Origin of the sequence: Streptomyces sp. V1I1 (assembly GCF_030817355.1) — a bacterium.
In the GTDB taxonomy this organism is placed as follows: Bacteria; Actinomycetota; Actinomycetes; order Streptomycetales; family Streptomycetaceae; genus Streptomyces.
In genome coordinates this window covers 5,785,786-5,802,716 of the sequence record NZ_JAUSZH010000001.1, presented here as the reverse complement: position 1 = coordinate 5,802,716, position 16,931 = coordinate 5,785,786, and the positions used below count along the sequence as shown (strand labels likewise).

Below are 16,931 nucleotides of genomic sequence, written 5' to 3'. Positions count from 1 at the left end.
GTTTAACGGGTACTGCTCAAGAATGCTTTCCGGTACAGCGGTTGCACACGCGATGGTTGCGGGGCGCGCCGAGCCCTGCTGGTGACCGTGGCTGATACCGCATACGCCCCCTGGCCGGCACGCACATCCCGGATAGGCTGAATGACAGCCTGCGGCGGGATTCGCCGCATCGATCCCTTCCGATGCTAGGGGGATTGGCAGTGCTGGTTCTAGGCAATGGCGGCCATGCTGTTGGCCGTTCCGGACACGGGGTGGGGGTCGACGAAGTCTCCACACCTCCACGGCTGTTCCCGCGAGGCATCGCCGGCGTACGCGCGATGGTGGATGTCGGGGTCGAGCGCGGAGTTCCCGTACCGGCATGCCTCGACGGCAGCGGTGTGGACGAGAACACTCTCGCCGACGATGCCGCACACGTCCGCGCCTGGCAGGAGCTCGTTGTGGCGCAGAACCTGGTCCGCGCCACAGGCGACGCTCCCGGCCTGGGGCTGGAGGTCGGCAGCCGGATTCCGCTGCGCACGTACAGCGTGTGGGGCTTCGCACTGCTGGCCAGCCCGACGCTGCGCGAAGCGGCAGCTGTGGGACTGCGCTACCTGGAACTCACCTTCACCATGGTCGGAATCCACCTTCAGGAGGACGGGGACGAGGTCCACCTCGTCCTGGACGACGGGTTTGTGCCCCAGCCCGTCCGGCACTTCTTCGTCGAGCGGGAAATGGCCAACATCCGCACCATCCTGGACACCATTCTGGGTCGGCCCTTCACCCCCCTCCGGCTGGATGTGCGCTTCCCACGGCCTGAAGAGCCCGCAGCGTACGAGGCGTTCACCGACGCGCCGATCGCCTTCGGGGCGCCGCGCAACGCGATCGTCACCCTCGCCGCGGTACTGGAGCAGTCGCTGCCGCAGGCGGACCGCCACACGATGCAGGTGTGCGAACGCGAGTGCAGCCTCCTGCTGGCCCGGCGCGCCCACACCGAATTCGCGGCGCGGGTACGGGAACTGCTCATGCAGTGGCCGGACGGGATCCCCGACATGGGTGTTGCCGCAGCCGCGCTGCACGTCTCCACCCGCACACTGCACCGGCGTCTGGCTGTGGAGGGCACTTCCTACCGGCGTCTCGTCGACGGAGCGCGGCACGCTCGCGCTGTCGAGATGCTGTCCACCCTCGGACTGGGAGTGGACCAGATCGCCGTACGGCTCGGGTACGCCGATGCGGCGGCATTCATCCGCGCGTTCCGCCGGTGGACCGGCGCGACCCCGGGCGCCTACCGCACCAGGGTGCCGACCCGGCCGTACTGACCATTTCAGGACCAGGTCCGGAGCGTACGGGCAGCCGCCCAGGAGCAGCCCGACTTGGTGCCCGGGTCGGCGTGGTGGATGTGTGCACCGCGGCCGTGGCCGCGCTGCCGGTCAGCGGGGCCGGGGTGTCCGCGATATACCGGACCGGAGCACTGGCCGTCTTCGCGCTGGGGGCGAGGAGGGACATCGGTGGCGCCTGCCAGTGAGCGATCTGCGCGTGCGAGGGCGGCCTACCGGGGGGCGGATCGGTGCCCGAACCAGTGCGGCCTGCTCCGACGACCCCCGTCCGTAGCGACAGGGCGATCGCCTTGGGGTGAATCGTTCCCCCGCGCATTCGGCGTCTCCGCGCGGGCGGACTCTCGTTGGTCGATCAAGTCGTCGCGACCCTGGCCGGCCGCAGCCGTCTCGCGGCGCGACTGCTTGAGTCCGCGGCGCCCGGTGCTGCCCCGGCGAGAGGTGCGGCGTGCGCCGGTCAGGAGCAGGCTCAGTCCGAACAGGGCCGCCGCCCCGACGATCATGCCGGAAAGGAAAAGCGTGCCGGTGGAGCCGGTCACGTCGAAGCCGAATACCGAGAACCCGCCGGTGAGCTCATGCGCGCTGCCGCTGTTGGTGACAACACCGGCCACGCCGACGACTACCGCGGCGAGCAGGATGATGAGTCCGAGGATGACGATCATGACGCGCTCCAAGGATCTGCTTCGTATCTCCCTACGGTAGATCTGCACCGTCAAGGAAGCCACTGTCACAGGCGGGCCGTCGGCATCCGAACACCGTGCAGGGGTTTGCCGCGAAGCGGGCGGGGGACCAGCAGGACAGGATCACTCCGCGAGATCGGAGGACACCATGATCGTCCTCGGAATCCTCCTGCTCGTCATCGGTTTCATCGCCAACATCGCCATCCTGTGGACCATCGGGGTCATTCTGATCGTCATCGGGGCCGTCCTGTGGATCCTGGGATCGCTCGGTCACGCGGTCCGCGGACGACGGCACTACTGGTAGAGGGTGCGGGCCCCTGCGGTTCATCCCGATCCGTTCCTGGCAGCACGACCCGGCAGTCGGACCGCTTTTCGCCTTGCCGCACGTCGGCACGACCGCCCTGCCCCGGCGCCGACACGCGCAGAAGGCGTGCGGCCACCCGACGGCGCTTTCGGGCGATGACGCCGATGCCTCCTTCGTAGGAGCGGACTCTCAGCGCCGGGCGAGCTGCCGCTCACCGCCGGTGCCCGGCTGGTAGGTCAGGCCGTAGTGCCGGAAGATCGGTTCCTCCTCCTCAGCGGGCAGGACGTCGTCCGTGCCGATGGAGGGGCACTCCTTCACCAACGCCTTGTCGTGGACGACCCTGACGTAACCGGGTCCGACAATCGCGCCGTCCAGCGGTACGAAGACCAGGCGGTGACGCGTCGGCAGACCGGTCTGAACAGTGGCCATGGCCGGCTCGTCAGTGCTGGTGTCCACGTAGATCGCTTCCAGCTTGCCGATCTTGTGGCCGTCGCGGTCGACGACGTCGTAGCCGCGCCACTCGCGGATATCGCCCACCTGGATCATCCTGGATCCCTTCACGAGGCCCCGCGGCTCGGGGCTGGCCCGTTCGACTGGCAGCAGCAGTGGCACCGGGCCTCGCATGTCCCCCGCCCCCAACGCATCGTCACCGCCCATCGTTTCACCGTAGTACGGATCGGTCCCCGGCGGGATGAGTGCTGCCCGTTTGTGGAGCAGGTCGCCAACCGTCGGCATAGTCGGTGGCTGACAACGAGTCTTAGTCAGGCGCGAACGTCGCGCTGCTGCACTTCCCTTGAGCACCGCCGCCACGGCGGCGAAGTCGTTGTCCACCAGCAGCGCGGCCAGCCGGCCGCGCAGGGATCGGGACATGACCTGCTCTTCCCGTGCGCATCGTCACGCAGATGCGCACGATCACTCTCCAACCCCCACTGGACGGCGAATCGACAGGCACTGAACGGCCGGCGGGCTGGCGGCGGCTGTGCGGCACTGGGCCGGAATGTGCCTTCCGGACATGCCGCTGATGAGAGAAGGGTGAGGAGTTGTGAAACGGCGAGGCGGGGGGCTCATGCGCATTCAGGTACTCGGGCCGGTCTGTGCCTGGCGGGACGGCACACGCCTCGACCTCGGCTCGCCCCAGCGCCGTGCGACTCTCGCCCTGCTGGCCGTGTCCCGTGGACAGCAACTGCCGTTCTCCGGGCTCGCGGACGCCCTGTGGGGCGAGCGGCCCCCGGCGAGCGCGCCGAACGTCATCCAGACCCACATCAAGCACTTGCGCCGGCTGTTGGAGCCGGGGCGGCGGCCGCGCGCCCCCAGCGCGGTGCTGCCCCGGCTCGGCGACGGCTACGCGCTGCGCGTTCCGTACGACGTCATCGATCTGCTGCGCTTCCGGGACCTGGTCGCCGCGGCGGAGGCCGCACGGCGGGACGGCGGCCAGGAGCGGGCCGCGGCGCTGCTGGCCGACGCGCTCGGGCTGTGGCAGCAGCCGCCCCTCGCCGACCTGCCGTTCCTCGCCGCCCACCCGATGGTCGTCGCGCTGGCCGGGGAGCGTCGTGGCGTGGTGGCCCAGTACGGCGAAGTCATGATCGCGGCGGGAAAGAGCCCCAGCGTGCTCCCCGTCCTGGAGGAGGCCGCGGCCGCGCAGCCGCTGGACGAGGGCGCCCAGGCCCGGCTCATCCGGGCGTACCAGGCCGTCGGGCGACGCGACCAGGCGGTCGCCGTCTACCGGCGAAGCCGCCGCCTGCTGGTCGATGAACTCGGCGTCGACCCCGGCCCCGAGCTGTCCGCGGCCTATGTCTCCGTGCTGCGCCGCCGCACCAGGCCTCCTCCCGGCCACGGGCGTGTCCCCGACCAGGACGCGGCCACCGGCCCGGTACCGGTGAGCGTCGCCGGCGCGCTCCCCGCGCAGTTGCCCGCGGATGTGCCCGACTTCGCCGGCCGGGACACGGAGCTGTCGGCCCTCGACCGGATGCTGACCGGAGCGAAGGGAAGCCCAACGGCGGTGGCCGTCTCGGTGGTCTCCGGCACGGCCGGGGTGGGGAAGACCGCGCTGGCCGTCCACTGGGCGCACCGGACGCGGCACCGGTTTCCCGACGGCCAGCTCTACGTCAACCTGCGCGGCTACGATCCGGACCACCCCATGCCGCCCGGTGACGCCCTCACCCGGTTCCTCAGCGTCCTAGGGGTTCCCGGTGACGTGATCCCGCTCGACGTCGACGACCGCGCCGGCCGGTACCGGACCGAGATCGCCGACCGGCGGATGCTGGTGGTCCTGGACAACGCCCTGTCCGAGGAGCAGGTCCGCCCGCTGCTTCCCGGCTCGCCGTCCTGCACCGTCGTGGTCACCAGCCGGGACAGCCTGGCCGGCCTGGTGGCCCTCCACGGCGCCCGCCGCATCGGCTTGGGCCCGCTCCCGCTGCCCGACGCGGTCGCCCTGTTGCGGACGCTCATCGGCGCGCGGGTCGAAACCGAGCCGGGGCCGGTCGCCGCCCTGGCCGAACAGTGTGTACGGCTCCCGCTGGCGCTCCGGGTCGCGGCCGAGCTCGCCGTCGCCCGCCCGTCGCTGCAGCTGGTGGACCTGGTGGCGGAGCTGGCCGACCAGCAGCGGCGACTGGATCTCCTGGATGCGGGCGGCGACCGGCGCGCGGCGGTGGAGGCGGTGTTCTCCTGGTCGTACCAGCGTCTGCCCGCCCCGTCGCCCGCACCTTCCGCCTGCTGAGCCTGCACCCCGGGCCGGAGGCTGACGCCCATGCCGTCGCCGCCCTGATGGGCGACGCGCCGGGCGAGGAGCGGGCCGCCGCCGGTGACGGCCCGGCCCAGGTTGCCAGGAAGCTGGGGCTGCTGGCCCGCGCCCACCTCCTGCAGCCCGCCCGGCCCGGCCGGTTCGGCACGCACGACCTGCTGCGCGCCTACGCGTACCGCCTGACCCGTACGCATGACTCCGAGGCCGACCGGCAGGCCGCGCTGACCCGCATCTTCGACCACTACCTGAGCACGGCCGCGGCCGCCATGGACGCCCTCTACCCCGCCGAGCGGCACCACAGACCTGCTGTCGCGCTACCGGCGTACGTCTCTCCGATCGCCGGCGACCCGGCCGCGGCACGGGCTTGGCTGGACACCGAGCGCCCCACCCTCGCCGCCATCTGCGCGGTCGCCGCGGCCCGCGGCAGCCCCCGGCACGCCGTCCGCCTGGCCGCCCTCCTGTTCCGCTACCTCGACGGAGGTCACCACTCCGAGGCGCTGGAGATCCACCGCCACGCTCTGCGCGCCGCCGAGGCGATCGGTGACCGGAGGGGACAGGCCCACGCACTGACCAACCTCGGTGTCGTGCACTGGCGGCTCGCCGACGCCGGATCAGCCGCAGACCACCTCGTACGAGCCCTGGAACTGCACCGCGGGACGGAGGACCGCGCGGGGCAGGCCAGAACCCTGTCCAACCTCGGCAATCTCCACTGGCGGCTGGGCCGCCTCCGCGACGCCGCACGCGACCATCAACAAGCCCTCACCCTCTACCGGGAGACCGGGGACCAGGTTGGCCAGGCACGCACACTGACCAACCTCGGCAATGTCCACCTGCGGCTGGACCAGTACGAACACGCGACCGATCACCAACAGCAGGCCCTCGCCCTCTTCCGACAACTCGGGCACCACGGCGGCGAGGCGTACGCGCTGTCCGGCCTCGGCGACATCCGTCTGCAGCAGGGCGCATTCGCTGCCGCGGCCGACCATCAGCGGCGCGCCCTCGAACTGTTCCGTGGGAACGGGGAGGGCTACGGCGAGGCGTCGGCGCTCAACGGCCTCGCCGAGGCGCTCAACGGCAGCGGCCACTACGACGAGGCGCTCGTCCACCACTCCACCGCCGCGACGGTCGCTACCGTCACCGGCGAGCACGACCAGCTGGCACGCGCACACGCGGGCGCCGCGCGCGCCCGCCAGGCTCTGGAGACCTGGGCCGGAGCCGCCGCGTCGACCGCGTCGGGCCTATGAACACGCAGAGCCGTACGTCCAGTCGGCGTCCAGCAGGTGTCCAGTCGACGCGGCCGGACTGAGCCGCTGCCAACGCCCTGACGGTGGACGTGGAGTGCGACAACGGCGGCTACCGCGCCGTCTGCGCGGCATTCATCAGCGGGAGCACGCCGTTCGTGTGGTGTGTTCCCGATCTGCCGCCTGCCTCGAGTGCCCGCAAGACGCCGATGTGAGTAGTTCAATCACCGTCCAGTGGACGTCCAGTCCTGCCAAATAGCTTGTGGTCGCCGGCTGATGGTTCGGCCAAGCGGACCAGGCCGCACTGCCTCTGCCACACCACACGCTCACCAGGAGGGAAGAGCCGATGAAAGCAGGGATCAGCAAGAGAATGGCTGCGGCGGTCGCGGTCGCATCCGCCATGGCGGCACTCGTTGTGGGAGCTCCGAGCAACGGCTGGGCCCAGGCCCAGGCCGACAGCCTGCGGGCGTTCGGGATCTCGAGTGACGGCACGTTAATGGCCACGTTCACCACCGACAGACCCCAGGTGCTCGACTGGGTCAGGGCCGTCACCGGGCTCAGTGGCGACACCGCCCTGATCGGGATCGACTTCCGCGTGCAGAACGGCCTCATGTACGGCGTCGGCAACCAAGGCGGCATCTACACGATCAAGACCCCGCCGGCGACCACGGACGTGGTTGTCACCAAGGTCTCCCAGCTCAGTGTTCCGCTGTACGGCACGAACTTCGGGGTCGACTTCAACCCCGCGGCCGACCGGCTGCGGGTGATCAGCGACAACGGCCAGAACCTGCGTCACAACCTCGCCAACGGCACCACGACCGAGGACACCACACTGACCACCCCCCCGGCGACCGGGCCGACCAGGGGCGTCACCGCCGCTGCCTACACGAACAACGACTTGAACGCGGACACCGCGACCACGCTGTTCGACATCAACACGGCCACGGACCAGGCCGTCATCCAGTCACCGGCCAACAACGGCACGCTGGCCCCGACCGGCGCGCTCGGCGTGGACGCCGGCCTCAATGCGGGCTTTGACATCTTCAGCGACCTGACCAACGGCAAGACGACCTCGGTGTCGGCTTTCGCCACTCTCACTTCGGCGAGTGGCTCGGCGACGCTCTACAGCGTCAACCTGTTCACCGGGGCCACGGTCGGCGTGGGGCAGTTCCCGCTGCCCATCACCGACATAGCCATCGCACTCGACACGAACTGAGACACTTCCGGTCCACCGACCGGTAATGGTGAGCCCGCCCCGACACCCACCCCCGGGCGGGCTCACCACCGTCCCCAGGTGACCTCACTCCGGCTTCACAGGAGCAGAGTTCGCCGCCGTCATCTCCCTGGCTCACGGCGAAGCGGCCAGGCTCCGGCGGTCCCGGACAGTCGGCAAGCTCTCCACGTTGGCCTCGGAGGATTCGTTTCAGCGAAGAGAGTCACCACGCCGAAGATGACGGTCAGCACCAGGAAGTGAACGCAGCCGACTCGGATTGAGCCATGGCTGTCGGCCAGGGCACCGAACCAGGGGCGCTGGCGTGACCAGCCAAAAGCTCCAAAGAGTTGCGTGCCCCACGTTTCAGCCGTTGATTGAACGCTGGCTCGCTGTGGCCCGTTGACCTCGGTAACCGGTGACCCGCCTACAGACCGGCGAGTGAGTGAGGTTCGCACATGCCAAGGATCCTTCCGAAAGGCGCCGAGAGCCGTCTCCCGGCCGCCGGCTGCTGCCCAGCCTGGCGGGCCGACCACGGTTCCTTCCAGCAACTCACGCACTGAGCGGTCGAGCCCATGGACTACTGCGTTCCCTGCCGCCGCGCCCTCAACGGCACCGTGACATGCCCGGAGTGCGGGACATACGACTCCGATATGGCACCGCCGAGCGATCGGAGCGGCGATGCTCCGGCAGTCGAGGCGGTGCTGGAGGTCCTGTTCAGCGAGGGACCGGTCTCCTCCGAGGCCCCCGACATCCCATGGTCCCCCACTCCCCAAACCGATGTGCCCGAAGCCCGGCGCGGCTGTCCGCCGCGACGGAGGAGGAAGTACGGCGGTCGGACTTTGGCCGCAGCCGCCGTCGCCATGCTCGGCAGCCTGGCCGCTTCATCGCTGGTGCTCCAGCACACCGCCGGCCACCCACGAACAGCGCCGAGCCCGGAGCGAGTCCAGGTCCACGTCACCAAATCGCCGAAAGCCTCACGTCCACCGGAACGTCCGGCCACGCACCCGGCCAGAAGCAGCGTCCGGAACCGGAACGGTGGTGCGACTCAGCGCCCTCGCGCACCGGCCACTCACCGCGAAGCACCGGCTTCCCCAACTCCCGCAGCCTCCACCAGTCCGCCGCCCGTGAAAGCCGGGCCTACGCCCCGCCCCTCCAGTGTCCGCCCCAGCCCATCGGCCTCGCCGACGGCGCCCCCTTCCGCAAGTCCTACCGGCAGTATCAGCGCCTCGCCCACGGGCAGTCCCGCGCCGAGCACCACGAGTGTGCCTTTGCCCGATGCGCAGGGACGGGGCCGACCTGGTGAAGCAGGCGCGCTCCCCGTACTACGCGAGCGCAACTCCTCGTCTCGGACCTGATACCGCGACATGAGCCGTACGTCCCGCCGCAGATCCTCCGCGTTCCTCACGGAGGATCTGCGGCGCCTCGGGAACGCGGATGCGGCGGCCTTCAGGCGTACCGCACCGGCGCGCTCGCCCGGTCCTATTGATCGTTTCAAGGCATGCGCTGAACGTGCCCCGCAGGGCCCGTCCCGACTGCGTCCCGAACGCGTCCCGTGGAACGGGGCCAGTACGACACCGCGGCAGCGGCCGCAGCATGATCCTCTAATGCGCGGTGGTGTACGGGCGGTCGCGCCGGGCGTCGTGGAGAACCGAGCCCCACCACAGGAGCTGGTCGAGCAGTACCTTCGCGGCGCCATTGGGGCCCTCGGGGTCCCTGAGGATGCCGTCGGGGCCGAAGAGCTCGTAGTACCTGGGGAAGGCGACGTAGTCGCGGACCGTGTGGGCCTGCAACTCGCCGAAGACCTGGCGCAGCTGCTCCACCGCCAGGATGCCGCCGCTCCCCCCGCTGTAGCCGACGAAACCGACCGCCTTGGCCTGCCACTCGGTGTAGTGCCAGTCGATGGCGGCCTTCAGCGAGGCCGGGAAGCTGCGGTTGTACTCCGGCGTCACCACGACGATCGCGTCGGCCGCCGCAATCCGCCGGGTGAGGCCCGCCATCTCGGCGGGACGGGCCATGTCGGGCTCGAGCGCCGGCGGCACGGGCGGCAGCTCGAGCGGCAGGGGCGTATCCGCGAGATCGATGAGGTCCACAGTGAACTGGCCGTGCTGCTCGGCCTGGCCCGCGACCTCGGACTCGGGTACGCCGAGGAAGACCACGGTCGCACCGCCCATTGGCGGCCGGAAGACGGGCGGCGGCGCCTCGCCCTCCTCGGCCTCACGGCCCGAACTCGTCGTGGCCTTCCAGGGTGATCTGTCCGGCGCCGCGAAGGACACCGGGCACGCACAGCTCAACGGCGCCCGGCTGGCCGTCGAGCGCGTCAACGCAGCGAGCGGCCGCCCGCTGCGGCTGAAGCTGCGCCTGTACGACGACGGGGGCGAGCCCGAACGGGGCCCGGGACCTGGCCGAGCGGCTGACGGCGGACGAGCGTGTACTCGCCGTTCTGGGTCCCACCACCGACGCTTGTTTCCTCGCCGCGGAGGACACCTACACCAAGGCCGTGATGCCCGTCCTCTCTGTTTCGGTGGGGGTCGCGCCACAGGTCAGGGAAACCCTGTCCACTCTCCGCTCGCATGCGGCGCTGCGGCCCACCGATCAGCTGCTCGCCGCCCCCTGCAACGCCTATCTCGCCCGCTCCGCCGACGCACGCAAGGTGTTCCTCGTGGACGACCGGGCCGAGGGCGACTTCGCCTGGGCCCTCTGCGACGACCTCCAACGGGTGCTGCAACGGCAGGGGAGGGAGGCGACCGTCACGAGTGTCGCCGCCGGAACGCTCGACTCCGCCGCGCTCGCCGGCAAGGTCATGGCGGATCGCGCGGACGCGGTCGTGTTCAGCGGAAGCCAGGAACGCGCGGGCGCCTTCGCGTCGGCGCTGCGCGAGGCGCGGTTCACCGGAGCCCGGGTCGCGACCCAACGGGCCTTCGGCACGCGGTTCCTGAAGTCCGCGGGTGCCGCCGCCGAGGACTGGGTGTTCGCCACCACCTTCATCGATCCGACGTCCACTCCGGCGGCCCGCTCCTTCACCGCGGCGTACCGCGCGCGGTTCGACGAGCGCCCTGGCTGGTACGCGGCGGAGGCGTACGACGCCGTGCTGTTCCTGGCCGAGGTCTGTACGAGAAAGGGCTCTCCCCTGGCGGAACGGGGCGCGATCGTGCGTCGCATGCCCGGGGTCGACTACCGCGGCATCAGCCGGACGATCAAGTACATCGCGGACAAGGGCTACAACAGCGACGCGCTGTTCCTGTTCCGTACCGTCGACGGAGAGTTCGACTTTCTCGGGCAGTACAAGGAGGCGGTCTCGTGAGCCGGACGCATCGACGGAGGTGGGGCGGATGTGGCCACGGCAGGCCGGAGCGTCGTCGTTTCGCATCGGGCGCTGAAGATCCGGAGAGTGCGTTCAGGGACGGGCCGGCCGTCGTGTACGCCCATGCGGCGAGCTACGGCGACCTCTGGGCAGTTGGCGCCCTGCTTCGGCACGACGGCGAACTGCCGGGGGAGAGCAGAGCCCTCGTGCACTCTCCCCCAGCAGGCGGGGCTGCCGCAGAGAAGTGGCTGCGCGAGCACTGCACCGAAGGCAGCTTGCAACTGGTCCGAGTCGAGAATCCGCACGCGGCTGTACGGGAAAGCCGTCCCGCGCCACCCGCACCGTCTCCACCGGGACATCCCCCGGCACCTTCGCCTGCATCGACAACGACAGCACCGTCAGGGACCCCACCATGTCAGCTCGAGGCGAGGGCCACCGTCGGAGAGACCCGCGCCGCGCGCATCGCCGGATACAGCCCGGCCACGGCCCCGATGACCAGAGTGCCCGCCGCTGCTGCCAGCACGGCGGTCGTCGGCAGGGCGACCGGCCAGCCCCGGTGCTCCGCGTACCCGATGGTGATCAGCAGTCCGAGGACCGCGCCACCGCAGCCCCCGAGCCCGGACAGCACCAGGGATTCGGTGAAGAACTGGTTGCGGACCTGGCCCCGGGTGGCACCGAGTGCCCTGCGCAGTCCGATCTCGCCACGTCGTTCCAGCACCGCGATGACCATTGTGTTGGCGACACCGATGCCGCCGACGAGCAGGGCGACCGCTCCGATACCGAGCAGCAGCCCGGTGAACGCCTCCTCGGCGGCTAGCTTCGCCGCCAGCGCGTCCGACGGCCGGGCGACCCGTACCGCGTCGGGCTGTTCCGGATTGACCGTACGGGCCAGCACATTGCGGACGTCGGTCACCGCGTGCTCCTCGGCCCGGAGGTAGACGGCCGTAGGGTGCCCGTCGAAGCCCAGGTTCTGCTGCGCGGCCTTGAACCCGACCAGCGCCGAGCTGTTCAGCTCGGGTGCGAGCACGACCGGTTCCAGGATGCCGATCACCGTGAAGGAACGACCGCCGATCAGTATCTGGACATCCGGATCAGCGCGGACGACGCCCAGCCTGCGGGCGGCGGCGGAGCCGAGCACGACCGCCGGATACCTGCCCGTGGCCTGGTTGAGCCAGACTCCACTCGACGTACGTACGCCCAGGGTGGCCAGGAGGTCGGGGTGGGTCGCGGCGACCTCCAGGGCGTTTGTCTCCTCCTTCGGGATCAGGTCCGAGCGGTACACCTTGGCGTCGACCGTCCCGACGGCACTCGCATCGGTCACCGGTGGCACCCGGCGCACCATCCCGGTCACCCCGGTGGGCAGCTTCGCCGCACCGCCGGTCAGGGACTCCCCCGCTTCGACGTGCAGCAGATTGGTCCCCAGTGTGTCGAGGGTGGCCTGGAGCTCCGCGCGGCTGGACGTGGAGATGCCCATCACGGCCACCATCGCGGCGATACCGATGGAGATCCCGGCCGCCGAGAACACGGCGCGCATGGGTTTCGCGCGCAGCCCGGACAGGCTCAGCCGCAGGACGTCGAGCGGTCCGAGGCGGGCCGGGCGCAGCGCAGGTCGGGAGGGTGTCATCGGGCGGCCTCCTGCGCGGTGCCGGGGGCGGTACCGGCGGTCGCACCTGGGGCGGTACGGCCACCGTCGGGCGGGCGATGACCGCCGTCGGGCGCGGGGCGACCGCCGTCCTCGACCATCCGCCCGTCGTGCATGGTCACCCTGCGCGGCAGCCGGGCGGCGAGTTCCGTGTCGTGGGTGATGACGACGATCGTGGTGCCGTCGGCGTTGAGCTCCCGCAGCAGTTCGACGACGCTCGCCCCTGACGCGCTGTCGAGGGACCCGGTGGGTTCGTCCGCGAGGAGCAGGGAGGGCCGGCCTGCCACCGCGCGGGCCAGGGCGACCCGCTGCCGCTCTCCGCCGGACAGCTCGTGCGGGCGGTGCCGCAGCCGGTGGCCGAGGCCGACCCGGCGCAGGCTCTCGACGGCGGCCGCGGTCCTGGCGCGCCGGGACAGCCCGGCGTACAAGAGCCCCTCGGCCACGTTGTCGACCGCGCTGACCCCGGCGGTAAGGAAGAACTGCTGGAAGACGAAGCCGATGTGCTCCGCCCGGAGCGCCGAGAGTTCGCGGTCGGACAGCCGGTCCACGGCGTAGCCCGCGATGGCGACGCGGCCATCGGTGGGCCGGTCGAGGGTGCCCATCAGGTTGAGCAGGGTCGATTTCCCGGATCCCGAAGGGCCGACCACGGCGAGCAGTTCGCCCGGCAGGACGCGCAGCGACAGGTCGCGGACGGCGTGGACGGGCGGGCTCCCGGGGTAACTGCGGGTCACCCCGGTGAGCTCGATGACGGGATCGGTGGGCGGTGCCGACCCGGCGGCCGGTTCATTCACCTCAATGATGGCGTTCACAGCGCGGGCATCCCGACCTTGAGTCCCTCGGTGATTCCGGTTCCCGACACCTCGACCCTGCCTCCGCTGAACATCCCGGTGGTGACCTGGATGATGCGTGTGGTGTCGCCCTTGACGACCTGGACGCCGTATCCGCCTTCCCGCAGGGCGAGCAGCGCGGCGACGGGTACGGACAGGACGCCCTGGCGCCGTTCGCTCTCGACCTCGATACGGACCGGGGCGTAGGTGAGGGTGCCCGGGGCCTTCTGGTCGAGGAGGGCGATCTTTACGACGACGGTCTGGTCGCCACCCTCGGGGTCCTTCCCGCCGCCGCCTCCGTCGCCGCCTCCGTCGCCGCCGTTCCCGCCGCCGCCTTTGTTCTTGTCGTCGTCGCCTCCCCCGCCGCCCACCACCGTGCCGACCGAGGTGACCTTGCCGGCGACGGGTTTGTCGCGGCCGGGGAGAGTGACCAGCACCCTCTTGCCCACGGGCAGCAGCTGCTGCTGGGACATCTTGGCCTTCACGGTCACGGCCCGTTCGGCCTTGGTCGTGGCCAGGACGGGGCTGCCGCTCTGCGTCTCGTCACCGGGTTTGCGGTCGGCCGCACCCGCCCGGACGGACTGCGGCGCGAACAGGACACGGCCGAGTTCGAGCCTTCCGGTCTTCGGCAGACCGAGGTCGCGCTGCCAGCGTTTCACCGCGTCGGCCGTGTTGTCGGTGAACTCCTCGTCCACGGTGAAGCCGCTGTAGCCGAAGGCGGCGAGGTTGCTCTCCAGCTGGCGTACGTCGCCTCCGTCGGACATGTCCGGTCCGAAGGCGCGGTAGGCCGGGATCTTTCCGTACAGGAGCACCACAGGTTTCTCGTCGACTCGGTAGAGGACGCCGCCGCGGGAGACCGTCTCGCCGGGGCGGACCACCCAGGTCACGGTGCCGGTGAGGCGGTTGGGCAGATACACCTCGTCCGCGTACTCCAGTGTCCCGTCGAGCTTGTCCGTCGCGGCCAGGTCGCCCCGGGTGACCGGTGTGGTCGCGGTCTCCGAGAGCCGGGCCGGCGGCTCGTCGCCCGGCCGGTCGCGGAGCACCACGGCGGCGACCGTGCCTGCGGTGAGTACGACGGCGATGGAGACCAGCAGCACGCGGGAGCGCCGCGGGCGGAGGGCGTGGTCGTCGGCCCCGGTCACGGTGTCGGTGTGTGCCTGGGGCCGAGCGTGGACTTCGGTCATGGCTTCGTGCTCGCCGCCACCGTCTTTCACTGCCCCTCATCCGGAAGCGGACCGGCCTCCTTGTAGCACTCCTTCGACGCCTTCTCGTGCTCCGCCTTCTGGTTCTCCTTGACGTTGCCCATGTCGAAGCCCTTGGCGCGCATGCACTTCTCGACCTTGAGGCGCCAGACCTTGCGCTCCTCGCTCTCCTTGCCGCCGGAGGCCGCGCCGCCACCGCCGCTGCCGCCCTGGTCCATGAACTGCTTGCAGGCGTTCCGCGCCTTGTCGATCTTGGCCTGGTCCTGCGTCTCGGTGACCTGGATCGACAGGTTTCCGTCCTTGGCCGGGTCGTCGACCGTGAGGCCGTTCTCGCGCAGGCAGCGGACGAACTTGAGGACGCCGTCCTCCGGCTCGCCGCCACCCGGCTTCTTCGCGCTGCTGCTGGGCGCCTTCTTACCGCCGGTGGAGGGGATGTCGCTCTTCTCGTCGGACCCGCAACCTGTGAGCACAACGAGCGGGAGCAACGCGGCGACGGAACCCATCGCGATTCGATGTAATCGTTGCAGTTTCAACGTCGACTCCTCGTCCAATACTCTCTGGAGAATTCCGCACTTCGGGTGCGACAGTCATTATTGCCGAGGGCCACCGAGAGGCCGATGAGAGGTTCATGAAATTCATCTGAGAAGAAAGGGACGAAATCATTCCGGTGCCGGTGCACAAAAAGATCGAATTCATGGACTGTCCGGGCAGTCCACGAATTCGATCTTCAGCAGTTGCGAGCGGCCCTGGTCAGCCGCCGATCGAACCGCCCCAGATGGCGTACGTACCCGACGGGCACCACATCGTGTGGTTGAAGGTGCCGTAGTAATACGTCGGGAAGATGTACCGGTAGCCGTTGGAGCAGTCGATGTAGACCCGGTAGCCGTTGCCGGAACAGGTCATGTACATGTATTGGCCGGACGTGTAGCCGTTCCAGCAGCTGGCCATGGCGTTGACGTCGCCCTTGGCGGCAGCCTTGACACCGGTGGACTTGTCGAGCGACTTCGAGGCGACCTCGGTCTTCGTCTGACCCTGGGCGTTCTGCGCAACGGAGACCGCCTGACCGTTGCCGGTCGAGGCCGCGCTCGCGGCGGGCGCCAGGCCCACCCCGGAACCGAGCATCAGCAGGGCGCCGGCCCCCACAAGACCAAGATTCTTTCGAATACTCATTTCTCCCCATTCACTGCGTTGGTTTTGCACCAATACCAGTCGGCATTTGACTTGCACCAATGCCCACTCGCCGAGCGAACGCCCTGATTATTTCCAGAGCTTCAGAAGCATGTCAATTCTCATACACCTCTCATGATCGCCCCTATGCGGTGAATAAGTCATTCCGCACAATCGCCCGGCCGTCGAGCGAAGATCACCCGGAATCACATATGCGCCGGTCACCACACCGGGCGGCAATATTGAGTCGTGCATTCCCTTTGAGACACTGCGTCAATCAGCCATTAATTAGTGGTCAGCTTCGGAAGTCTTCGGGGGTTGATCATGCTGCCAAGTCGACGGAGGATTCTTCCTCGTGATCGGTGGTGTGCCGGTCGAGCCTGGCCGGCCGATCGCTCGGCGAGACCACCTGCGCCGGACAACGGAGAAGAAAGCTCCACCTGCCGAGGATCTCGTTGGCGGCCTTCGTCCGGCGAAGAGGGCTGGTTCCCGTCGGCTGGCCGAGAGCGGATGTTGCCCTCGGGGCTCTCGGCGGATCGGTGCACACCCTGACAGAGCGACCGGTTCGCGGATCACGTATCCCGCACGGGCTTGGCACGCCCACGGCGCAGCCCTGAGCGGGGACGGAACGGGTAGCCGTACGGGTGCGATCGAGTGTGTGGAGAACTCGCGCTGTGGAAGTTACCGACTGGTTCTTGACATCCAGTGAACGCGGTAATGCCGCGACCCGCCTGGACCGTCGCCGAGCGGACCGAGCGGCCTGGTCGGACGGTAACCAGGTGCGGCCCCTGGTCCATGGCGCGTCGTACTTTCCCGGCTTCGGCTTCTTGGGCACGACCTCACCTGCCTGTGGGGTGCATGCACGGTACGCACGCGTTGCCGGTGGTGCGGAAATTCCCCCATCTACGCTCGAAGTGGTCATATCAGACCCACGGACAGGCGTTACTGGCGGTGCTCATGGATCTTCAGTCTCGGACTGCCCCAGCCGGACGTCAGGGCTGGTCGGTCGCCCCCACTGACCATGATCGCAATGCTGCTGCCGGGACGCGCACGCGCCGACCCGGGTTTGCCCCGCAAAAAGGTGGGGAGCCGTGAGTAGAGAGGGGGTCGCCCGTCACCGGAGGACGTCATGATCATCCTCGGAGTCATTCTTCTCGTCATTGGCCTCTTGGCCGGCATCGGTATTCTCTGGACCATCGGGATCATCCTGGTCGCGATCGGGGTTCTGCTGTGGATTCTGGGAGCGGTAGGACACGCGGTGGGCGGACGACGGCACTACTGGTAGCTGCAACTTCCATCAGGGC

Annotated in this window: 17 protein-coding genes; 8 read left to right on the top strand and 9 right to left on the bottom strand. The window is 69.6% G+C overall.

The genetic code is table 11. The annotated features are described in order from the left end of the window. The first annotated feature begins 251 nt into the window (after positions 1-251). Positions 252-1,295, top strand: a complete 1,044-nt coding sequence (locus QFZ67_RS27155) for an AraC family transcriptional regulator (RefSeq protein ID WP_307663679.1) — start codon at positions 252-254, stop codon at positions 1,293-1,295. Between the two features lie 71 nt (positions 1,296-1,366). After that, entirely contained in the window at positions 1,367-1,501 is a 135-nt protein-coding gene (locus tag QFZ67_RS27150; RefSeq protein ID WP_307663678.1) for a hypothetical protein, read from the top strand. 24 nt (positions 1,502-1,525) lie between these two features. Here QFZ67_RS27150 and QFZ67_RS27145 read toward each other — a convergent pair whose 3' ends face one another. Continuing rightward, positions 1,526-1,972 (bottom strand): hypothetical protein, encoded by a 447-nt coding sequence (locus tag QFZ67_RS27145; RefSeq protein ID WP_307663677.1) that lies wholly within the window; start codon positions 1,970-1,972, stop codon positions 1,526-1,528. A 166-nt stretch (positions 1,973-2,138) separates the two neighbouring features. Here QFZ67_RS27145 and QFZ67_RS27140 point away from each other — a divergent pair, with 166 nt between their 5' ends. Then, a complete protein-coding gene (locus tag QFZ67_RS27140) occupies positions 2,139-2,294 on the top strand; it encodes a DUF6131 family protein (RefSeq protein WP_307663676.1) in 156 nt (51 codons plus the stop codon). Between the two features lie 189 nt (positions 2,295-2,483). Here the strand turns inward: QFZ67_RS27140 and QFZ67_RS27135 are convergent, their stop codons facing one another. Then, positions 2,484-2,840 carry a PRC-barrel domain-containing protein gene (locus tag QFZ67_RS27135; protein WP_307665984.1) on the bottom strand — a complete coding sequence of 119 codons (357 nt, stop codon included), beginning with the start codon at positions 2,838-2,840 and terminating at the stop codon, positions 2,484-2,486. A gap of 520 nt (positions 2,841-3,360) precedes the next feature. Here QFZ67_RS27135 and QFZ67_RS27130 point away from each other — a divergent pair. The 3 genes from QFZ67_RS27130 (at position 3,361) to QFZ67_RS27120 (ending at position 7,491) form a co-directional block, all read left to right on the top strand. Then, positions 3,361-5,010, top strand: coding sequence for a BTAD domain-containing putative transcriptional regulator (locus tag QFZ67_RS27130; RefSeq protein ID WP_307663675.1), 1,650 nt, complete (start codon positions 3,361-3,363; stop codon positions 5,008-5,010). Positions 5,011-5,057: 47 nt separating this feature from the next. Beyond that, complete coding sequence (locus QFZ67_RS27125) at positions 5,058-6,278, top strand: tetratricopeptide repeat protein (RefSeq protein WP_307663674.1); 1,221 nt, start codon at positions 5,058-5,060, stop codon at positions 6,276-6,278. A 343-nt stretch (positions 6,279-6,621) separates the two neighbouring features. Beyond that, positions 6,622-7,491 (top strand): DUF4394 domain-containing protein, encoded by an 870-nt coding sequence (locus QFZ67_RS27120; RefSeq protein WP_307663673.1) that lies wholly within the window; start codon positions 6,622-6,624, stop codon positions 7,489-7,491. A 1,598-nt stretch (positions 7,492-9,089) separates the two neighbouring features. Here QFZ67_RS27120 and QFZ67_RS27115 read toward each other — a convergent pair. Both QFZ67_RS27115 and QFZ67_RS27110 read right to left on the bottom strand, forming a co-directional pair. Further along, the gene (locus tag QFZ67_RS27115; RefSeq protein ID WP_307663672.1) at positions 9,090-9,659 is read right to left on the bottom strand and encodes an NADPH-dependent FMN reductase; all 570 of its coding nucleotides are present in this window, start codon (positions 9,657-9,659) and stop codon (positions 9,090-9,092) included. 43 nt (positions 9,660-9,702) lie between these two features. Continuing rightward, positions 9,703-9,942, bottom strand: coding sequence for a hypothetical protein (locus QFZ67_RS27110; RefSeq protein ID WP_307663671.1), 240 nt, complete (start codon positions 9,940-9,942; stop codon positions 9,703-9,705). Between QFZ67_RS27110 and QFZ67_RS27105 the strand changes: the two genes are divergently transcribed. Continuing rightward, positions 9,887-10,789: an ABC transporter substrate-binding protein gene (locus QFZ67_RS27105; RefSeq protein WP_307665983.1), complete on the top strand. Its 903-nt coding sequence runs from the start codon at positions 9,887-9,889 to the stop codon at positions 10,787-10,789. The genes QFZ67_RS27110 and QFZ67_RS27105 overlap by 56 nt on opposite strands. 415 nt (positions 10,790-11,204) lie before the next feature. Here QFZ67_RS27105 and QFZ67_RS27100 read toward each other — a convergent pair whose 3' ends face one another. From QFZ67_RS27100 to QFZ67_RS27080, 5 genes are all read right to left on the bottom strand, one after another. Then, complete coding sequence (locus QFZ67_RS27100) at positions 11,205-12,413, bottom strand: ABC transporter permease (RefSeq protein ID WP_307663670.1); 1,209 nt, start codon at positions 12,411-12,413, stop codon at positions 11,205-11,207. After that, positions 12,410-13,231 (bottom strand): ABC transporter ATP-binding protein, encoded by an 822-nt coding sequence (locus QFZ67_RS27095; RefSeq protein ID WP_373430245.1) that lies wholly within the window; start codon positions 13,229-13,231, stop codon positions 12,410-12,412. The genes QFZ67_RS27100 and QFZ67_RS27095 overlap by 4 nt, the downstream gene beginning before the upstream one ends. A 5-nt stretch (positions 13,232-13,236) precedes the next feature. Next, positions 13,237-14,442, bottom strand: coding sequence for a peptidoglycan-binding domain-containing protein (locus QFZ67_RS27090; RefSeq protein WP_307663668.1), 1,206 nt, complete (start codon positions 14,440-14,442; stop codon positions 13,237-13,239). A 26-nt stretch (positions 14,443-14,468) separates the two neighbouring features. Next, positions 14,469-14,963 (bottom strand): hypothetical protein, encoded by a 495-nt coding sequence (locus tag QFZ67_RS27085; protein ID WP_307663667.1) that lies wholly within the window; start codon positions 14,961-14,963, stop codon positions 14,469-14,471. A gap of 247 nt (positions 14,964-15,210) precedes the next feature. Then, positions 15,211-15,630, bottom strand: coding sequence for a hypothetical protein (locus tag QFZ67_RS27080; RefSeq protein ID WP_307663666.1), 420 nt, complete (start codon positions 15,628-15,630; stop codon positions 15,211-15,213). Between the two features lie 1,126 nt (positions 15,631-16,756). On the opposite strand from QFZ67_RS27080, the gene QFZ67_RS27075 reads away from it, so the two are divergent. Beyond that, positions 16,757-16,912, top strand: coding sequence for a DUF6131 family protein (locus QFZ67_RS27075; RefSeq protein ID WP_307663665.1), 156 nt, complete (start codon positions 16,757-16,759; stop codon positions 16,910-16,912). Positions 16,913-16,931 lie beyond the last annotated feature (19 nt).

Coding starts and splice junctions, on each gene's coding strand:
- QFZ67_RS27145 (WP_307663677.1), bottom strand. CDS start 1,972: ATGATCGTCATCCTCGGACTCATCATCCTGCTCGCCGCGGTAGTCGTC.
- QFZ67_RS27140 (WP_307663676.1), top strand. CDS start 2,139: ATGATCGTCCTCGGAATCCTCCTGCTCGTCATCGGTTTCATCGCCAAC.
- QFZ67_RS27135 (WP_307665984.1), bottom strand. CDS start 2,840: ATGATCCAGGTGGGCGATATCCGCGAGTGGCGCGGCTACGACGTCGTC.
- QFZ67_RS27130 (WP_307663675.1), top strand. CDS start 3,361: ATGCGCATTCAGGTACTCGGGCCGGTCTGTGCCTGGCGGGACGGCACA.
- QFZ67_RS27125 (WP_307663674.1), top strand. CDS start 5,058: ATGGGCGACGCGCCGGGCGAGGAGCGGGCCGCCGCCGGTGACGGCCCG.
- QFZ67_RS27120 (WP_307663673.1), top strand. CDS start 6,622: ATGAAAGCAGGGATCAGCAAGAGAATGGCTGCGGCGGTCGCGGTCGCA.
- QFZ67_RS27115 (WP_307663672.1), bottom strand. CDS start 9,659: ATGGGCGGTGCGACCGTGGTCTTCCTCGGCGTACCCGAGTCCGAGGTC.
- QFZ67_RS27100 (WP_307663670.1), bottom strand. CDS start 12,413: ATGACACCCTCCCGACCTGCGCTGCGCCCGGCCCGCCTCGGACCGCTC.
- QFZ67_RS27090 (WP_307663668.1), bottom strand. CDS start 14,442: ATGACCGAAGTCCACGCTCGGCCCCAGGCACACACCGACACCGTGACC.
- QFZ67_RS27085 (WP_307663667.1), bottom strand. CDS start 14,963: ATGGGTTCCGTCGCCGCGTTGCTCCCGCTCGTTGTGCTCACAGGTTGC.
- QFZ67_RS27080 (WP_307663666.1), bottom strand. CDS start 15,630: ATGAGTATTCGAAAGAATCTTGGTCTTGTGGGGGCCGGCGCCCTGCTG.
- QFZ67_RS27075 (WP_307663665.1), top strand. CDS start 16,757: ATGATCATCCTCGGAGTCATTCTTCTCGTCATTGGCCTCTTGGCCGGC.